The organism is Lentimonas sp. CC4, from assembly GCF_902728235.1.
Lineage (GTDB): Bacteria > Verrucomicrobiota > Verrucomicrobiia > Opitutales > Coraliomargaritaceae > Lentimonas.
This window is the reverse complement of the sequence record NZ_CACVBO010000001.1, coordinates 3,088,354-3,107,182: the sequence shown is the minus strand read 5'-3', so window position 1 is coordinate 3,107,182 and position 18,829 is coordinate 3,088,354. Positions and strand designations below refer to the sequence as shown.

General features: G+C 49.5%; 11 protein-coding genes, 1 tRNA gene and 1 pseudogene. 3 read left to right on the top strand and 10 right to left on the bottom strand.

What is annotated here, in order from left to right:
* Positions 1 to 100: 100 nt before the first annotated feature.
* Positions 101 to 182 (top strand) — tRNA-Leu (locus GZZ87_RS13270).
* A gap of 1,026 nt (positions 183 to 1,208) precedes the next feature.
* On the opposite strand, the gene GZZ87_RS13265 is transcribed toward GZZ87_RS13270, so the two are convergent.
* The 5 genes and pseudogenes from GZZ87_RS13265 to GZZ87_RS13245 all read right to left on the bottom strand — a co-directional run bounded on the left by GZZ87_RS13265 (position 1,209) and on the right by GZZ87_RS13245 (position 6,548).
* The gene (locus GZZ87_RS13265; protein ID WP_162025846.1) at positions 1,209 to 2,276 is read right to left on the bottom strand and encodes a hypothetical protein; all 1,068 of its coding nucleotides are present in this window, start codon (positions 2,274 to 2,276) and stop codon (positions 1,209 to 1,211) included.
* Positions 2,277 to 2,393: 117 nt separating this feature from the next.
* Complete coding sequence (locus GZZ87_RS13260; protein WP_162051254.1) at positions 2,394 to 3,893, bottom strand: acetylxylan esterase; 1,500 nt, start codon at positions 3,891 to 3,893, stop codon at positions 2,394 to 2,396.
* A gap of 135 nt (positions 3,894 to 4,028) precedes the next feature.
* Positions 4,029 to 5,201 carry a glycoside hydrolase family protein gene (locus GZZ87_RS13255; RefSeq protein WP_162028358.1) on the bottom strand — a complete coding sequence of 391 codons (1,173 nt, stop codon included), beginning with the start codon at positions 5,199 to 5,201 and terminating at the stop codon, positions 4,029 to 4,031.
* Between the two features lie 142 nt (positions 5,202 to 5,343).
* Positions 5,344 to 5,751 (bottom strand): annotated as a pseudogene (locus GZZ87_RS13250) (sulfatase-like hydrolase/transferase); the annotation flags it as partial.
* Between the two features lie 233 nt (positions 5,752 to 5,984).
* The gene (locus tag GZZ87_RS13245) at positions 5,985 to 6,548 is read right to left on the bottom strand and encodes a glycoside hydrolase family 30 beta sandwich domain-containing protein (protein WP_162071459.1); all 564 of its coding nucleotides are present in this window, start codon (positions 6,546 to 6,548) and stop codon (positions 5,985 to 5,987) included.
* Here GZZ87_RS13245 and GZZ87_RS13240 point away from each other — a divergent pair.
* Positions 6,547 to 7,449 carry a hypothetical protein gene (locus GZZ87_RS13240; RefSeq protein ID WP_162071458.1) on the top strand — a complete coding sequence of 301 codons (903 nt, stop codon included), beginning with the start codon at positions 6,547 to 6,549 and terminating at the stop codon, positions 7,447 to 7,449. The genes GZZ87_RS13245 and GZZ87_RS13240 overlap by 2 nt on opposite strands.
* Before the next feature lie 63 nt (positions 7,450 to 7,512).
* Here the strand turns inward: GZZ87_RS13240 and GZZ87_RS13235 are convergent, their stop codons facing one another.
* The 4 genes from GZZ87_RS13235 to GZZ87_RS13220 form a co-directional block, all read right to left on the bottom strand.
* Positions 7,513 to 8,229 (bottom strand): hypothetical protein, encoded by a 717-nt coding sequence (locus GZZ87_RS13235; protein WP_162071457.1) that lies wholly within the window; start codon positions 8,227 to 8,229, stop codon positions 7,513 to 7,515.
* A gap of 15 nt (positions 8,230 to 8,244) precedes the next feature.
* The gene (locus GZZ87_RS13230) at positions 8,245 to 11,727 is read right to left on the bottom strand and encodes a hypothetical protein (protein WP_162028222.1); all 3,483 of its coding nucleotides are present in this window, start codon (positions 11,725 to 11,727) and stop codon (positions 8,245 to 8,247) included.
* Positions 11,728 to 11,827: 100 nt separating this feature from the next.
* Positions 11,828 to 14,812: an arylsulfatase gene (locus GZZ87_RS13225; RefSeq protein WP_244648186.1), complete on the bottom strand. Its 2,985-nt coding sequence runs from the start codon at positions 14,810 to 14,812 to the stop codon at positions 11,828 to 11,830.
* 26 nt (positions 14,813 to 14,838) lie between these two features.
* Positions 14,839 to 15,633 carry a PEP-CTERM sorting domain-containing protein gene (locus tag GZZ87_RS13220; RefSeq protein WP_162028223.1) on the bottom strand — a complete coding sequence of 265 codons (795 nt, stop codon included), beginning with the start codon at positions 15,631 to 15,633 and terminating at the stop codon, positions 14,839 to 14,841.
* A 498-nt stretch (positions 15,634 to 16,131) separates the two neighbouring features.
* Here GZZ87_RS13220 and GZZ87_RS13210 point away from each other — a divergent pair, with 498 nt between their 5' ends.
* Positions 16,132 to 17,949 (top strand): sialate O-acetylesterase, encoded by a 1,818-nt coding sequence (locus GZZ87_RS13210; RefSeq protein WP_162028225.1) that lies wholly within the window; start codon positions 16,132 to 16,134, stop codon positions 17,947 to 17,949.
* Between the two features lie 140 nt (positions 17,950 to 18,089).
* Here the strand turns inward: GZZ87_RS13210 and GZZ87_RS13205 are convergent, their stop codons facing one another.
* Positions 18,090 to 18,674 (bottom strand): hypothetical protein, encoded by a 585-nt coding sequence (locus GZZ87_RS13205; protein WP_162071456.1) that lies wholly within the window; start codon positions 18,672 to 18,674, stop codon positions 18,090 to 18,092.
* Positions 18,675 to 18,829: the final 155 nt, after the last annotated feature.

Sequence of the window (18,829 nt, the reverse complement as noted above, 5' to 3'; positions counted from 1 at the left end):
TGAGCCTCGCGTAGACAGAATTTTAAATAAAAATTGAATTCTTCACACCCAGTGATTGACAAGGGGCGATCTGGCAGCCATCTACATCATCTTCACTTTCGCTCGGGTGGTGAAATTGGCAGACACGCCAGATTTAGGTTCTGGTGCCGTAAGGCGTGAGGGTTCAAGTCCCTCCCCGAGTATTTTAAAAGGCTCACTGTTCGCAGTGAGCCTTTTTTGGGTCAGAACCAGTAATTAACTAGCATGAATGACTGTTCTCAAGATGATTTTCGGGGAAGTCTACGCGCGCCCCCGAAATCATAAATACATAATATTGCCCGATTATTGTCAAATATGGAGTGCCACATGGCAAGATGTAGCACTGGTATGCACCGATTAGCATCAAGCTGAAGTCATGAGGCACCCCAGAGGCAGTGGTATACGAATTCGTGAAAAAAATTAATACCAGTGGAACAAAAGCTTTTGGTTCTTCATTCGCTGTGACGATTCCCATCAAGGTTACTGGGAATGATAGAATCAGAAAACAGTTCAAGACCCTTGAGGAGGCTGAGGACTAGGCACACGATCAAGCAGCCGAAAAATCCGCACAAGGTCAGGTATTCTTCAACGCCACAGATGGCGAGCGCACTGAATTTTCCGATGTATTGCCTAAACTGAGAAAGGCTTCGATGTTTGAGAAGGGTGCGTTACGAGAGTATAGTGTTAAGGCCTTTCACACGAGCAGCAACCAGGTCATGTCCGAGATTGGCAGTATTCTTGCACGTGATTTAACGCTCGTTGAAATTCGCTCTTGTCTGGGTTCAATGCCATCAAAGAGATTAAACGGCGGCGGATTCAACCTGTGGAGATTACTGAGCCTGTTCGAGCCGAGTAAGTTTCCAAAGGTTGTGTCCCAACACTGCCGATCCCACCATCATTTCTCGGTGTTGAAAGCTTTTAGCCCGAGCGGGAACTCCTATAAATTTCCGAATGATTATGCTGATGCGCGCCTCGGTGCCAGCACGGCGTTTAAGGCCTGTAACCTCTTCAATCTCTGCTCTTACACGATGCGCAATGGCCCGTCACATCCAAACGTCCAGGGAGCACTTCGTCATCGTAGGCGTGCGACACAGCGAGCACACACTCATTGGCCCCGTGAAAGGATGATACTAAATGAGCGATACTAAGAGCTCGATGAATATAACTGCCACTAACAAGAGCGGACAGAATTATTCTGAGCTCGATTCTTCCCGACTCGCCTCGATCGCAGCATTTATTTCGACAAGTTGCTTAAATTGCGGCAAAGCAAATCCATAGCCTTCTCTAGCAATGGCCCAGGTATACATACCACCTGCTTGCATCGTGCGTAAGGTCCAATCGATGGCCTGGTCTGTTGGAAAACCAGCAGCGCCATTTCTCCACTTTTCTTGAAATGGCATGAGTATCGCCCCAAGTGCAGTCCCCTCAGCCAGGTCTGCTTCACCCGCTATATTGAGCCATGGTCCCGATTCAATATGCTCAACCATCGCCACATTCGATGGCGTCCATGTCGGCTGAACTTTCACTGCAATCGGATGCCCTGCTGTGAAGTCGCAGTAGGCAGTGCCTTGCACGATCGGATATCCTGTCTTGCGGTGCATCGCGATAACGGCATTTGGATTCCCCGAGCGCAATGCAGTCGCAAACAGTCGATGATCTTCCTCATCGAACAATCGTCCATTCACGCGGTCCACCCACCAGCCGTCTATTTTATCCCCAAACTTCATGGAATAATACTCCATAATTTGGGCGACACCTTCATTATGGGATAGACCTTCAGATTCAAGATAAGCCTTCCATGTCGCCAATTGCTCTTTGGAAAGATAACCGCGATCCATCCCTGTGACGCTAAAATAGACGAGCACCTTTAGATCTCTGGCTTTCAATGCATCCAAAAGTTCAGCGAATAGATCGCGCTCTGGAAACAAATCGTCGCCCATAATTGCGGCCATTTCAGGATAGGGAGAGGCATACCAACTCGCTTGATGCCCTCGGCCAATGTTGATCACGACATGATTAATCGTCGTCAATTGATCGATTTGCTCCATGAATACATCGACATCAAAGTTCTCTGCATTCACCTCTGCCTCGGGGGTCATACTTTTATCATAGGCAGTCGGATGGAGGATCCGAACTCCCCAAGTGCCACTAAACGGTAAGGCACGTGCATGTTGCGCCTTCTGTTCAGCCGAGAATAGAGTCGAGACAGCACCTATAAGCACTGTGATTGATACGATCAGTCGTGTTGCTGTTTTCATAATTAAAAGTTCCGAGTGCCCAAGATTCCCTCAATCAATCGCTAGTGATTTCGTTTCAGTAACTGCCGTATATGCGACCGCGAACAAAGCGGTGACTTCAAAAGTGGCTTTAAGCTCTTATTTTTTCTTAGACTTCCTTTTCTTCCCCTCAATGAAACCGGCTTTTTCCGCTGTAACTTTGACTCCGCCGGCCTCAAGCGCCTCGGGCCAGACATACGCGTAGTCACTGGTCACACACATTTCGGATGCACCGTCCAAGCGAGCGACACCCACGGCAATCGGTTCGACTTCGTAAATAAAATTAGCGAAGGCAAAGAGCGGCTCACTGAGATCGGAAACCGGTGCTTGTGCACTCCACACCCCGTTGCCCATTTCTTTCGGAGTCGCGTTCGACCACTTGCGTTTTTTCACATCCCCATTATTACAGAAATAGACATCCACTCGCTTGAGCTTCCATTCAGAAGGCGGCACTTCAGCATAAAACACAGGAATTCCGTCTGCTTGTTCTAGAACCAGTTTGGTCTTAGCGGTTCCAGGGAAATCCGGCCCCTTGCCCTTCAGATGGATCTCGAACCATTGGTAGCCGGCCATGGCGACTTCCGGTAAGCTTTTGTGGCTTAGGTTCGCAGCACAACTGAAGCGCTTATCGACTGTGGCTAATTTAAGCGACTGGATAAAATTCCAATCCGGTGCATTGAAATCGTTGGTGCAACTGACTGCGAGGACCGGCGCGTGCATCTTCTTGTAGTATGCGTAACCATCGACTGTGGCCTTCACGATTTCCAGATCATCGCCTTTGAAATTCCCCTGATTGCGGACATTTCCGGTAAGATGCGGATGTTCCAAATAGAGTCCGCCGGCACCCCCCATTGAGGGCACTGCCGCTTTAATGCGAGGATCGATACTCACCTGTGTGGCCAATGCTCCACCCGTGGAATGCCCAGTGACGCCAATGGCCTCCGGATTAACCTGTGGTTGCTGGCTGAGAAAGGTAATAATACGCCGCGAGCTGATTTGCCGCGGAAAGTAGAAATTGTTTCGAGGGCTAAACACATCATCAATGGTATTATTGAACTCGGTATCGTTGGTCGGTTTCAGGTTTCCATAGGGCCCAAGCGCGCCCTGGTGTTGGATCGCACCCCAATCGGTGCTGGGAAGCCCGACAACAGTTCCCTCGGTGATGGGGCCACCACTATTGTGTGGATTAAAACTGGCGTAGCCGAGCTTAGCCCACTCTTCGGCAACTGGTTCGCCGGCAGGCTGGTGAGCGCCCTTGAATGCGAGAATGGTCGGTAAGTTTTTAGCTCCTTTGGGATAAGCAAAATAACCACAAATGACCGCCTTCTTGCCTCTAAAAGTTCCCACGGTCACCTGCACCCAGTTCATGACAATGCCATCCTCGGTTTCCCATGTTTGATGGAATTTCGCTTCGAGCGGGTTGTATTTGTCATAGTCCTGCTCATAGACATCCCAAATCGCATCCAAGCTGCGCGGCACATCCGCCGGGTCGGAAATGGATGGAACTTCACCCTTCCCCCATATATCCATCGCACCCAAAGCGAAGTGAGGTATCAGAATCAATGATACAGCGAGCTGTTTGAATATGTTGGACTTCATTATCTAAGGTTTTTGTTAAGATTCAATTTAGTGCGCGACGAGCGTAATGGCAGGACCTTCGGAAATCTTCTCGATAATCGAGATGCTGTGCGGCAAGACAATCCAATGCCAGCATCACGTTTGCGCGACAAAGCCTCAAGGCTTTAGTGCATCGGTATTCTTTTTCAAAGGAATGACTAAATTATGAATATCCCCTCCTGTTGGGTTAGCCGTAGCAAAGAAGACATGAGTTGGAGCCCCCTCCTCAAAAAGCACCTGAGGGCGTTCCAGCTTTTTCTGAGTTCGTGTCGTGCCATCGCTGAATACTACTGAGCGGCTATAAGCTTTAGGATCTTCTGGTAAGATCCATTTTATTCCATCTTTAGAATACGAATAAAACCCAGCCCCGGTTTCCCCTGTCAGGCTCTTACTGAAAACCTTCGCCACCATGTGATAGTGACCATTCGCCTCCCAAACGTAGGCATCCTCAACATGAGCGTCCTTTGCACCCTCAATTTCAATCTTCTGGCCACCATTCACGCGACTATACGGGCCTAGATAATGCGGTGCCTGCGCAACACCAAAGTGTAAGGCACGGTTCTTATTTCGAGCTGGGTAAGGGACAGGAGCGCTCTTGTAGATCAACAGAACACTACCATCCTCGCGGACCACAGGCGCCGGATTGGAGATGATGGCTCCATCCCACTGACCGGGGCGCGGCTGAAGGATAGGCTCGTCAAACCTTTGCCACGGGCCAAATGGTGAATCGGCTACCGCCACGCCAATTCGTTTCCTGTTCCATACTTGACCATAAAGCTCTCGACTCACTCTTGAGCTAGGTATCTCGAAGTCATAAGTGGTGCCTATATAAAATAGGATATATTTACCGTCATGCCGTTGAATCGTCGGATTATGTGTCATCATACCGTCCCAGAACTCGGGGCCACGCGGGGGAAGTATCACCTTCTCGAATGTGTAAGGCCCCTCAGCATTGTCTGAGGAGGCCAGAACAACCTCAGAATTTGTGACCCAATTACCCATCCCGACCGACTTAGGCCAGCGTGATGCAAACATGTAATAGTTGCCATCGTCTCCCTTCGTGACAGAAGCTCCCCAGATGATGTAATCCTTCATTTTGAAGGACCCATTGACGGGCGCTGGCTCAAGATTACCCTTGAAGATGTTGGTGGGCTTTTTGAGCTCGGTGCTGTTCAGCGCTTCATTTTGAACAATAGAGCTTTCATTACCGACTTTCAGCTCGGAAACTGCAGCAAATGACACTAAGGGTATCAGCATAATATATGCTGATTGTCTGATATCTATTTTCATGGGGGCAATTGCTTTGTATATGTAAATAACGATCGACTTCCACAGCTTGATTTCTGCTATCGGAACATCGTTCGCTTGCTTAGGCCCAGCCGTGCTACGACCGTTCACAACTTCCTCTTGCCCCATCGATTGTCGAAATGCCTAGACCCAAGTGCCACTTACCAATCATCGCGGTGGTGTAACCATTGTCGCGAAGGAAACTCGGGACCGTCATGCGATCTGTTGAAATCAGAGGCTCGCCATAGCCATTAAGCACCCCCTTCTGCAGCTCCGTCCGCCAATTATAACGCCCTGTTAAAATGCTGTAGCGCGTCGGTGTGCAGACTGATGAAGTCGTATGCGCATCCGTAAAAATCATGCCCTCAGCCGCGACTCGATCCATATGCGGGGTCAGGATTTTTCCACGCTCAGGATTGAGCACCTGCACGTCACCATAGCCCATATCATCGGCTAAGATGTAGATAATGTTTGGTCGTTCAGCCGCTACCAGTTGGCTTGCAAGCGATATGAAAAATAGAGCTAGGGATACGTGTAAGTGAATCAGTTTCATCTGAAATAAGGACAGTTATGAAAAGCGGCTTTTGGTCGCTAGAGGCGATTCAACAGCCGCTTTTCAGTTTGAATGCGTTGGAGTCATATAGAACATGACTATATGATGCATACTACCCTATTCTAAAAATCTGCATATAGGTATTTGGACCTATTTGGATTCAACTACCCCTGAAGTTATCAAGCGCATTGGATGAATTCATCCTATAGCTTCACCCAACACCTCACGGTGATTTACTTCAACTCCGACCACTCGTATGTCGCCAGAGAGTATTTTGGAATGATGACGTCGAAGGTGAGATTTCGGTATTCGATTGTCAGCTTCGCATTCGACTTCGGGGACTTGTTGATCACAAATAAACCGAGGCTCCCATCCGTCCGCTTAAACGCTAAGGTTCTGAGCTGTGCACTTGGCTTGCCCCCCTCATGCAGAATGCTCTCGATGAGATTTCCGCCACCGCCGATGGCTTTGGAAATGTGACCCATACCGTAGAATTCGCGTTCCATCTTAGACTCCTGATACGTATCCGTGTTGACTGTCACGATACCGTAAGCTTGAGAATCCTTTCTTGGTGTCGGCCCGTAGTTATGGTCGAGCACCAGGTTCCACTGCAGCGCTGCAGTGCCGCCGTATTTGAAAGTGCCATACCAGTTATTATAAAGTCCCCAAAAGAGATCATCATTCCATTTGAATGAGCGATCTCTTTTCCAAGCAGTCGCTTCCGAGGTTATTAACGTTTTCGGATTGAAATCACGCGCAGAGCGCGTGCTTTTTGTGATCGATGCCGGACGGCACATGTTAGAAGACAACAAAGGAGGCCTCTACAGCTACCGAATCATCAAACAGGAGATTACCAATATGGTGTCTAATCTGTCAGCGGGGACCCTTTTCAACGTCGCCTTCTACGACAATGGGAACCTCTACTTTTTCAAACCGAGACCCATTCCAGCCGGTGCGGAAGTCACGCAAGAATTACAAAAATGGGTCAGCCCGATCAATGCCGACGCTCAAAAACTAGGTCTGCCCAGTCGCGTTCGCCCTAAGATCGAAACGTTACCAGAACATCCAGTGCATCAGGCCATCATGGGCAGCCGACATTACAGCCCCAATGAAAACGCCTACGTCACTCAAATATTCCTCGAACAGTCAATTGATGCCGTCTTTCTGATCACTGGACGTCACGGAGGATTCGACTCGCTTCGCCGCCCGTGGACACCAAAAGAAGAGGAAGCATGGCGTCAAAAGACGGCCGACCCAAAGTATCAAGAAGCCCTCAAATTACACAAATCCGAAGAGAACGAATTAAAGAAAAAAGCAAAAAATAAGCTAGATGCCCTCAACAAACAGCGTGCTAAGAATGGCCTACCCCCGAAAATCATTGATGGTGGAATGCTAGGCGCAATGGGACTAAAACACACGATCCCCCACCCAGGATATGCACCACACTACTATATCGAGCAGCGCCAAGTAGAACGCTACTTCAAAGATGTAATCAAGGAACTCTACGAAGATCAAGGCGGTCAAGCGCCCACAATGAACGTCATCCTCTTTCTAGCAGCCGACGCTCAAAAAAACGACAAACAGGAAAAGGAGATCAAGGACTATGTGAGCTTTTTCAAAGGCAGATATAAAGTGATCCGTGGCCTAAATCAAATTAAGGGGGCGAGCTCTATTCCCACCCCGGACGAACCAGAGTAAAGGTAGGTATAGGTTCTTCGACTTTTCCAGCGGCTGCTTGTAAAATCAGCCATTGATCTGATATCAGAAATTCCTGATCGGCGCAGTGTATAACTTTGCGACGCGTGGCTCAGGTAAGGGGAATACAAAAACGACACGTCGCACCTCGGGCTCATGTCGCCAGGATTGACGCAAGAACCACTGCCGAGTCTCAATCGTGTCCTTAACCGAATCAAGCTTCACGCGGTAGGAGCCTTTTTCCTTTGCTGGTTCCGACAGCAAGACTGTGGTTTGGGGTTTCAGTAATAGTTTCTTGTCCCCAACCATGCCAAATATCGAGGCTTCTGAGTAATTGATAAACAACAACTCACCCGGACCAAACACATTATCACTGGCGTCAATCGCTTCAACGCGGATCGGCATGATCGGATTATTCGGATCCTCAAATACTAGAATCAACACCTTACTCCAACTTGCTGGAATCGAAAGACTCGGCGCCTCATCCGGAAATACAGCCCGCTCAGGTAGCCGTTGCGGCAGAAATCCGAGTCGAATCGCTCCTTTAGCCAGAAGAAATGACTTCGAAAAGTTGTGCCTTTCTAATGCCACTTCCTGAGGATTTCGGCGGCTGTAACCCTCCCCCTGCGCGGTATAAACAAACGATGTCTTAGGCGCCGACTTCGGGGCACCATAATACAAGATACGTGCAACACGATCGGCATGCGCCGACATTATGGCGAAAATAGAGAGTGCGACGAGAAAAGCTACCTTGAGATGGTTTTTAGAGGGATTAACAAACATAGAAATAGTTATTGGCTAAACTTCGTCAGGCGATAACCATCGGAAAGAAACGATTGAAAAGCGTCTGCCGAAGCGCTTATTGATCTCCGATGTTAGGGTCGCATCACTTGGCAGAACGCTTGCCTCATCGATAGTATCCACATAATCCGCACGTCGCTGAACGACCGCTTCACACCAAGCACCCGCATCTGTCCCCCCGGTTATGCGATTCCTACTTTCACCGTAAGCACGAATCACAAAGGTGTCATCGCGAGCAGAGATAACCGGAGCGATTGGCCGCAAAATATCCGCTTGGCGGATCCAGCCGGGGAATGCGTAGGCGACATTACCCTCGGCCGCTTCCGGAAAAACAATCCCTGGCTCCGATGAATCGCCAAATAGCTTCTGGATCTCCGCATACGGATTTTCGTTCACATCTCCCAATGTAGATAAACTTTCCAGTGCTGCTTCAAGGGCACCGGACTTTGCTAACGCTGCCAATTCAGGGCTGGTATTGGCAACCAATCGACGATTGACAAATTCAGAGAGTGAAAGGAAAGGCCCTCTCAATTTAACCTGTTCGACAATTGCCTCAGCAAGCGCCGTAATTTGCACTTCACTCAGTCGCTTATGTGTCGCCAAAATGTTTGCATAATTTCCAGACGCATTGCTAGGCCCAGCGATGGTCGTGCGACTCACTGGTTGCCCCTCGCCACTGGTAAGTCCGATATCCCAACTGTTTTCAGTAATGGAAAGTTCCGGCACGTCTTCGTTATACATATTTCGTAGTAGTGCAGTCCATGCACTGACTGATGTAGAATTTATGTTGAACATACCCTCGACCTCGATCTCCGAGGCAACATCATGCCACGCATCGGCATTAGAGTCGGAGAAAAGCGAGTCGGATTGAGCGACTGCTTCAGCCTCACTCAATATCACAGCTGGCCTGTAAGCGCGATTAGGCAGCACAGTCTCAGCAGAAATAAATTCTTTATAAACGGTCTTGGCATCGCGATCCTCCGTTTTAGACCAAGACTCCATCTCGGGAGCAATGGATGAGACAAACCAATCGTCAAACAAAACATGATTGCCAACATAACTATGATCATATGAGACAATTTTAGCATCTGAAAGAGCGGTATCAGCACTGTAGACAGCATCAGCAGCAATTTGAGAAGATGCGTGGCTGTTACCGATTGGATTCAAAAAATGAGGCGGATTTGGGTTACAGTTGGCATGATCATAATGCTGTAACTGGCCTAAAGAAGTCAGTGGTCGAGTCGGCAACTCAGCCACAACCAAGCGTGGTAGACCCTCATCCGAACCAGAACCAGAACCAATATACCCAGGTTCATCCGAGCCATCAATCAAGGCACCATCTGAAGTCGGCATTCTCGAGTCGCCCCAGTCATTCACAGAGAGGAACAACCAATCAAACGGATTACGCTGTTCAGCCGAACTCACTGATACGGACCAAGACGTTGGGCTGGTCTCAAACACCCCCTTACTTTCGATTGAAGCATTATCTGTATCACCTATTGCATTAATCAATCGCAGTCCATAACTAGCGATGAGAAAAGGAGAGTCGTCAGCCGCTAAATCTCCCAAATTACCACTATTAGTGATCTCATTATCCGACCACATCTCTGTCAATTGATCACTCGAAACAATAGATTTATAATTTGCATTGTATAGACCACTCTTAGCATCTTGCGGGTCAAAATTCACCGCAAATTGCGTCTCCTCATCCGGTATAACGACTTCGGCCTTGAACTCGCCAGAAGCACTTCCGGTTAATTTATCCGGCAAAGAAAGTATCCTCCCCGAACCAATTCGCAAGCCTGGTTCAAGTGCTACATTCAGCTTCGCCTTATCTTCATCGAGACTTTCACCGGCCATACTAAAGACGCGAACTTCACCAGGTTTCCAAATGGGGTCGGCATTTGCTGAATCAGTATTAACACGAATTACTTGGCTCGATTTTGTAGTAGATGATACCGCCATCAATTGCGCCAAATTGTAGGTGCCTATAGTATTGCCGTCCAAAGTAAATTTCAGCCTTAAAGGTTGCACCACACCGACCGTAGCATAATTAATAATTTTATATCTTTCATCAATGCGTAAAGCAACGTTGTAGGGATTCCACAGAGTGATAATCGGCCGAATGACTATGCGGGGTTCATAAACTCCGCTAGAATCTTCATTCGCATAGTAGGCGAACAACCAAACAATACGGGCGAGTATTAGATGCACAGAATAGTCATCAGAAATATGCGTATTGTCTCGTGCCGGATCAAAATCCACCAATACAGATCCCTCATCTCCTTCCAGCTTCTTATAAAAATTCATATAGTCCATTAGGCTATCCCAACTAGAAACTGAGGCAGTGCCGCTCGCGACTTCATCTTCTTCCACTTCCTCGGGATCTGTGAAGCGTGATGACCATGGGTATATCAGTCCCTTCGGCAGAGAAGCGAATTTGTTTGCGGTGGTTTCCACACCTGGCGATAGCGTAAAAAGTGGAAGATCACTGTCCGGCATCTCATCCCACTGCTCACTCATTAGAGACAAATCACGCCTCCAACCACCCGTCGCGGTATTTGTCAGCAACCCGCGTGAATGGGCAGTCAAGTCATGAAAATACTCCTCTGAAACGATAGGGTCGGCGGCAGTTCTCTCTGAAAGCAAATCTAAACCGCGCCGATCAGCAACAAGATCCAACTGAGACTCGTAATCGGGCTCCTCATCCAGAGCTTGATAGGGCTCTGGAATATCAAAAACATTTGGGTCTGCTTCGGTCGAACTCGCCAAGCGTTGACTCAACTCAATAACTTCTGAGCTCACTTCTGGAACCGTTAACAACGCCTTGGTATTCTCACCACTAATCCACCATGCAACTGCAGTATTCCCGTCCGCCATTTCAGTCGCCCTGACGTGAACTTCCCGATCCTCCGAATCTGGCCCGACGCTCCCCTCACCGACTAAGACAACGGTCGAATCAGGCACCTCCGTCAAAACTGGTGGACTGTCAAAGTCTATAGCAGGCGTAATCGTAGAATCGTATGTCGAGGACACCAACCATCCCAGGAAACGACCTGTATTCGTCGATGCGATTTCCTGATCTCCTGTGACTGATTTTGACGCATAGACAGGCGCAATCGGTAGTCCATTCTCCTGATGGTTCAGTCCTTCCCATGAACGCCAAACACCAGTGAGTTGTTTGGCACCCACCTCAGTGCGACCAGCAGCTTCAGCTGGCGCTGTGACCCGCTGATCGAGCCCCGCAGTCTCTTGAAGTTTGCCTATTGCGAGATTCAAGGAAAGCAGCGCCGCCTGCTCGGCTGCCATTCGCTGCATCTGCGTCTGGGCACCCTTCGATTCGATCTGAACCAGCGTTGTAATCGAAAGCAACAGCAACAACACAAAAGCCATCAGACTCAGTGCGATGACGAGGGCAAAACCTTGCGGTTGGCGCCTCCGAACTAAAAGAGGAACGCGTAATTTTAGGGGTATAGGCATTTCTATTATTTCAAACACAATGAGCGACGATCAACCGTATACAACGAATCATGCGTATGAGTCCCCACGTCATACATATGTATGATGTGATAAGCTAAGACTAAGGAATCCACACAAGATCATTCCATAACCCTGTGTCGTTGCCAACATCCGCGCCAGGCGTGGTGCGGCCACTTACAATGATTTCAGTAATACTGGCCTCCATTGCGGCAATACGGTCGATAATCGACTGGTCCGTGGATCCTGACAAATCATTCGATTCCGTGGGATCATTCGCTAAATTATAGAGTTCATAGCTCGTCACACTGGAGGACGGCATGATTAACTTCCAATCACCATCACGTAGTGCATAGCGACTGCCGGTTTCGCCACGAACAATCATAGGCAGACGTATTGGGCTCGCAGAATCGTCGCGTAACACATCATAGAAGCTCACGCTGTCTTCGCCTTCATCGTCTGCCAATGTCACACCGATTATGTCAGCAAAAGTGGCGAGTAAATCAGTCTGGCAAACGGGCTTATCCCAAACACGACCATCAGCAGCAATACCTGCCGGCCAGCGAACCACAAAGGGAACGCGGTGCCCGCCTTCATACACGTCGCGCTTACCTCCCCGATAGATCCCAGCACTATCATGCCCGTAAGCGTTATCTCGCGCCGCATAGTTGGTCTCGGGACCATTGTCACTGGAGAAGATCACCATCGTATTATTGGCGAGGCCACTCTCATCAAGGAACTTCAGGATGTTTCCGACATGATAATCCGTCTCCATCATAAAATCACCGTATGCACCCGCATCACTCAGCCCGAGAAAATCATCGCGAGGGCAAACGGGCTTATGAGATGAGGTATAAGGAATGTAGACAAAAAACGGCTTTCCGCCACGAGCTTCGGGAACTTGCTGCCTCATCCACTCGATCGCCTTATCGGTAAAACGAGTTAGGCATAAAACGTCGTCAAAATCAGGAGCGACTTCGAGCCCGCCCGTCGTTTCAGAATACGGAGGTGTAATTCGATAGTCATTGAACGAGCCTGGAAGCGTGTTATTCTTTTTGCTGGTCCTGAGAGTCGGATTAACTTCGGTAAAGCGCCCTTCGATCCAAGCCAGATAACCAAAATTCATGGAAGCGGGAATCCCGTAGAAGTAGTCAAATCCCTTGTCGAGTGGTAAGTCAGTGATCGGGCTCGTGAACGTTCGGTTGCCGTTCGATCCAGGGATATCCATGCCGAGGTGCCACTTACCGATCATCGCAGTTGCGTAGCCATGATCACGCAAGAAGGAGGCCAGCGTTGCCCTATCGTTGTCAATCATGGGCTTCGCATCCGCGCCGAGCACACCTGACTTCCTGCTCGTCCGCCAAGGGTAGCGACCCGTCAACAATGCATAACGCGAGGGCGTGCAGACGGTGTCCGCGGTATGGCCATCTGTAAAATTAATCCCCTGTGCCGCCAGTTGGTCCAGTGCTGGTGTCGGGAATTTACAATTAGGATTGTTCGCTCCCATGTCGCCGAAGCCCTGATCGTCGGTGTAGATCACAATGATATTGGGCCGACTGACAATCTCCGTTCGTGAACTGGCTTTGACAAATAGTTGATCCGCATCGCCCAGTAAATCGTATGATGCTTCCTCATGATTTGCACCCGCCGAAGACGATGCATTTTCTAGAAGGTAGCCTAGGTAGGATTGCCACGTCTTCAAGTCCTCGGAAACTAAGAGCTCATAACCGACACCTGCAATCAGATGGCGCTTGAAGGTCAATTCCAACCCAGCATCCAGATTGAGCTGCGGTATCGATGCTGCATCATTGAGTAAGCTACCAAAAGCCTGCTCCACAATGTTCGGAAAGAGGTCGCCGTCATTGTCAGCCAATCCGTCACTATCGAGGGTGCCGAAAGCTTCTATTTCTAAGTTATCTAAGAGCCCATCCTCGTCACTATCTTGCCCTGTCGGAGTAATCGAAAGATCACGCGGATTCGAAAGCGTAGCAAGCTCGGCACCATCATCGAATCCGTCCAAATCACTATCCTGTAGATTCGGATCGGTTCTAAAAATCAGTAACTCATCAGAATCATTCAGAAAGTCATCGTCAGAATCTGCGTCTAGAGGGTCGGTGAAGTGCTGGTTGACCTCGGCGTAATCACTCAAGCCATCGTTGTCCGTATCCATTAAATTTGCGGCAGTGCCGAGCAGGAATTCTTCATAATTCGTCAGGCCATCCTCGTCTAAATCCGTGTTTCGGTCTGAAGCGTCATTAGGATCTAGGCCATTCGCGCTTTCGTAGGCATTGATCATATCATCGCCATCCGAATCAGCATTCGGATCGACTGGTAATGATAAATTGTCCCCGACCACTAAGATCGATTGTAAATCGACAATCGTGCCTGCTTCCTCTGATTGTTGATACGTCATAGCCGCATAGACGGCGTCATCCACTTGTAAGTTGGAGTAATCAAACCCTGCTGGCCAAGAACCTGTGCCTCTCGTGCTAGTAATAATCCCAGTAATAGAGATATCCCAACCATCCTCATCAAGCGTGAGCGCTGCGGTGTAACCATCCTGTAAGCTCGCCACTGTATACGTTCCCAGAGAAGCGATGCTCACTTCGTTCCCTCCGACTTTGTCGTATACGAAATCCACGTTACCACTCAAGAATCGAACCCCGACAGCCCACGCATCGTTGCCACTGGCATCTTCCGAATTGTTCCAGAGCTCACTATCGTTGCCTTGTAGACCCAGCCAGTGCCCATTATTCGTTGGGCCGTCATCCGGATCGGTAATCGATTCGACGACAAAAGTAATCGCTACCGAGCTATCGGATTGTAAAATAGTTCCATCAAATGAACCATCACTGACCGCACCCAGCGTCCCAACAGATGGGTCATCGACCGACATCGAGGCCTCGCCAGTGGCTTGAACCCAAGCCGGATTCCCAGCGCCATTGTCTAGACTACTGAAGCTTTCAAGCAGACCGTCGTCCGTATCGTTAAACGTCGCATCGATCAAAGTCGTCTGACTCGAAGCGACCGCAGCCCACGCAACAAAAACAACAGTCACGAAGCACCCTTTTTTAATATTAGTTATCATAAAACCTTAAAGATTGTGTTTATCGGCTACTGGCGGCGGCGAATAAAAATCAACACCAGACCAGTGAGCCCAAAGAGTAGTGTGAACGTTTCAGGCTCTGGAATGTCCACGAGATTATCGAACGAAGCGATGTCGCCATCATCAGCTCCGACAACACCCAAGCGCCATGCGAAGAAATCGAAGCCCGTGCCGAGGTCCACCCCTTCGATGGTCACAGTCTTCCAGGTGTCAGCCGAAAAATCGGTGGCGTGAATCTTCACACCCGTTTCCCCCAACAGGTTCACCGCGCTTCCCGCGACGGTTACATTAAAATCCGCAGAGTTGGCAGTTGAACCACCGATTGAGAGTATCGGACCAGTCTCACCCGCATTCCAACCATACAGCTCGACATTGCCGACCATTCCGGTGTCTGTATGGTTAAATTTGAAATCAATCGAGAAGTTAACGATTCCTGTCGTGGTCTTGTCATCTTGAGCAAATTGCAGAATCGCGCGCGGTCTATTTTTCAATACATCGTCCGGACGCATCACCATGCCGCCACCGACGTTGCCGCCAGTTGCATCATACTGAGGCGATTGGATGTTTCGAGTGATCAACCACTGGTTTATGTTTATCTTAGTATCGAAAGTCCTTTCAAATGGATATTGACCTCCGCAAATAATATCCCCAGAGGCTGCATTCAAATAGTAACCGACCGAAGCCGAGTTTTGTCGATACGTAGATGGTGCCGTATCGAAGCGCCCGTTGCCAACAATTGCGGCATTCGAAGAGACACACGTGACGAATGAGATGAGAAGATAGTGCCAGCTGCCTGTTTTCATTATTATATGTCTCGCCATCAGGATTTAGAAGAAATCGGACAATTGCCCCATGCGCAAAGCGGGGCGGATCATCGATCCGCCCCACTGTTTCAAGCAATATGAGTCACTGCTTCAATCGAAGACTAACGGCGTCGACGAAGCATCACAGATACCAGACCAGTCAGCCCTGCGAGCAGTGCGAAGGTGCCAGGCTCGGGAACAACGGTGAGGTGAGAAGAACGAGTGATGTGTGTTTTTTCATACTTTTTTGTGTTAGGTTTAATGTAGTTAGGATTTGTGAAAATCAATAAAGCAGCGAAAGAGCGAATTGCCGATACTGCGATTTAGATTTATATAAATTGCGATTATCCAACATCCTAGGCAACAAATCATATATATGACTCACTACACCCTCCATACGCAGGATGCAGCTGATCATATGTATAATTAGTTGTGAGTCGTTTAGGATAACCTCACTGTCTTCACCAAGAGGGGATGAATTGACACCCCAACCACAGCATGAAAATTACCCCAAAAATCCTTCTTCTACTAGTCGCACTCAGTTTATCGGTGCAGGCAGCTCATTATCGCGTTTACCTGCTCGGAGGGCAGTCGAACGGTAACGGACGTGGCGATGCCGCAGAGCTGTCGACTGCACCACTAAGTGCCTACGAATTGGCCGCTCCGCAGACCGACGTGCGCTTCTACTGGCACAAGACTCAAGATACTGCAAATGGCAACCTTACCCAAGATACCTGGCTCGATCTACAGGTAGGTTCCGGCCACGGTGTCAACAACCCCTCGGGTAATGAGGTTGAATTTGGCTGCGAACTCTCTTTTGGGCGCGACATGGCCGACGCCAATCCATCGGCCAACATCGCTATTATAAAGTATACACATGGCGGGACGAACCTCCGCAGTGACTGGTCAGCCTCAGGGAGTAATTACGCCACTTTTGTGGCGACGGTTCAGACGGGTCTCTTGGCACTGACCGAGGCCGGCCACACTTACGAATTGGGTGGGATGCTATGGCTGCAAGGCGAGCACGACACCGGTGGATCGGCTGCCGGGGCCTACGAGGGCAATCTGACGAACCTGATACAGCGAGTTCGTTCAGATCTCGGTAGTTCAGAGACCAGCGCCTTCGCCCTGCCCTTTATCATCAGCGGCCTATCCGATAGCCAATACTCCAACATCACGACCGAGGGCTCAGGTCCCTATACTGTGCGCCTAGCACAGGAAACCGTAGCCGCAACCGTGCGCCAAGCAGCCTTCGCGAATAGCGACGGGTTTTCCACTTATACTGGAGCCGTTCATTTTGACGCCGCAGGCCAGATTGCAATAGGCAAAGCCTGCGCCATACAAATGCTGGCCCTAGAGGCGAATGATGTCGACCGAGACGGGCTTCTAACTAGCGAGGAAGCGAGCTACGAAACTGATCCAAACAATGCAGACAGCGATAACGATGGCTTCGAAGACGGCCTCGAAGCCCGACTCGGATCCAGCCCAATTGACAGCAGCAGCTTTTTCAAAATTTATTCAGCCGTCAACCAGAGCGGAGACACCTACACCCTCGAATGGTTGGCAAAACCGGGTGAAACCTACAGTGTGGAACGCTCATACACGCTAGAGCCCGATAGCTGGGTTGAGCTCGCATCAGTCACCGCGACGAATGAATTAGGCACCTGGACAGGCCAGCCCTCCGTCATCCTTCCGACCGGAGTCATCGCCTTCTATGGATTGGAGGGAGAGATCGGAGGGAATTTCGATACGGCCTCTTACGATTCGCCCGACTCCAACACCACGACGAGTGCCTCCCGCCTCAGCCAAGCAGGCGGCCTCACTGGCGGCGGAACCAACTCTAGAATCATCAATCATTCGCTATTTTCCCCCTCGATCTCTGGCAACAATGGCTTGAACCTTGGCGGCTGCACCGAAACCAGCCGAAGCGCAGCGATCACCGCAGGTGACACGTTCTCATTCTCGATCACAGCGACAGGAGACACCACCTACGAGAAGCTGGTATTCTTCGCCAACCAGTTTTCAACATCGGCGAAAATCGATATCACCTATCGCATCGGAGCCGGGAGCGAACAAGACATACTCATCGATTACTCGCCAAATCCAGGCAACAGCAACGTTTCAGAAGTGACTGTCGACTTTCCTGATTTTAATAGTAATCAAGAAGTCACGTTCACCTACTACCTCTACAATAGTTCTGCCGAAAACTATGGCGTTCGGTTCGATGACATCGCACTGCATGCGACGACCACTTCAGGCAATGATGACGATGCAGCGAAACTATTTTTCCGGATCAGGCATCACTCTAGCAATTAGGCGAAAGAGGCTATAGCCCAGCATTGTGACTGTAACAGAGATTCAAATGTTTAGGTAGTGCTTACCATACCATTTCCTAAAAGCCCTCAGGCAAATTGCCTGAGGACTTTAGTATAAAATCCAGAATTGCTTTACTTCCCCTACCGGCGACGCACCATCACAAAGCTGAGGCCCAACAAGCCAGCGATCAAAGCGAACGCGCCGGGCTCTGGAATAACACTAAGATTATCGAACGAAGGTAGATCGTTCGGACCATCTGCTCCCACAATACCCACGCGCCAAGCGTAGAAGTCGTAGCCGGTGCCTAGATCCAGCGAACTTGCGATCGTCGCAGTCCCCCATTCATCAGCCGTGAAGCTGCTTGCGGCAATCTGCACGCCTGTCCCACCCAACAGATTAGTTGCATCGCCCAGATTCGTTACATTATAAGTCGGATCATTGGCGTTCGGGCCACCAGCGCTGAGCTCGGGACCAGTTTGGCCATCATTCCAGCCATACAATTCGATATTACCAAACATCCCAGTGCCTGTTAGATTAAACTTAAAATCAAGCGTGATCGAGACGACTCCTGTGGTCGCTTTACCATCATCGACAAACTGCATGATCGCACGAGGTTTGTTATTGAGATTAGTCGCCGGATCCATAACAAAACCGCCACCACCACCGTTTCCGCCGGTCGCGCTGTAATCAGGCACACTGGCCGTTGAACGTCCAACTTCGAGCATCGAATGACCTCACCTCCACTTATTGCATTCACGATTGAACGTTCAAAGTTGGACGTTGGACGTTCTCCTGTTTTCGACCTCACTGACTTGAAAAGTGGGGAAAAGGTCTAATGGATGAATCACTAGGCCGCTCGGCCCGCACTAGGATCGCCCGT

Coding starts and splice junctions, on each gene's coding strand:
- GZZ87_RS13265 (WP_162025846.1), bottom strand. CDS start 2,276: ATGAAAACAGCAACACGACTGATCGTATCAATCACAGTGCTTATAGGT.
- GZZ87_RS13260 (WP_162051254.1), bottom strand. CDS start 3,893: ATGAAGTCCAACATATTCAAACAGCTCGCTGTATCATTGATTCTGATA.
- GZZ87_RS13255 (WP_162028358.1), bottom strand. CDS start 5,201: ATGAAAATAGATATCAGACAATCAGCATATATTATGCTGATACCCTTA.
- GZZ87_RS13240 (WP_162071458.1), top strand. CDS start 6,547: ATGTTAGAAGACAACAAAGGAGGCCTCTACAGCTACCGAATCATCAAA.
- GZZ87_RS13245 (WP_162071459.1), bottom strand. CDS start 6,548: ATGTGCCGTCCGGCATCGATCACAAAAAGCACGCGCTCTGCGCGTGAT.
- GZZ87_RS13235 (WP_162071457.1), bottom strand. CDS start 8,229: ATGTTTGTTAATCCCTCTAAAAACCATCTCAAGGTAGCTTTTCTCGTC.
- GZZ87_RS13230 (WP_162028222.1), bottom strand. CDS start 11,727: ATGCCTATACCCCTAAAATTACGCGTTCCTCTTTTAGTTCGGAGGCGC.
- GZZ87_RS13225 (WP_244648186.1), bottom strand. CDS start 14,812: ATGATAACTAATATTAAAAAAGGGTGCTTCGTGACTGTTGTTTTTGTT.
- GZZ87_RS13220 (WP_162028223.1), bottom strand. CDS start 15,633: ATGAAAACAGGCAGCTGGCACTATCTTCTCATCTCATTCGTCACGTGT.
- GZZ87_RS13210 (WP_162028225.1), top strand. CDS start 16,132: ATGAAAATTACCCCAAAAATCCTTCTTCTACTAGTCGCACTCAGTTTA.
- GZZ87_RS13205 (WP_162071456.1), bottom strand. CDS start 18,674: ATGCTCGAAGTTGGACGTTCAACGGCCAGTGTGCCTGATTACAGCGCG.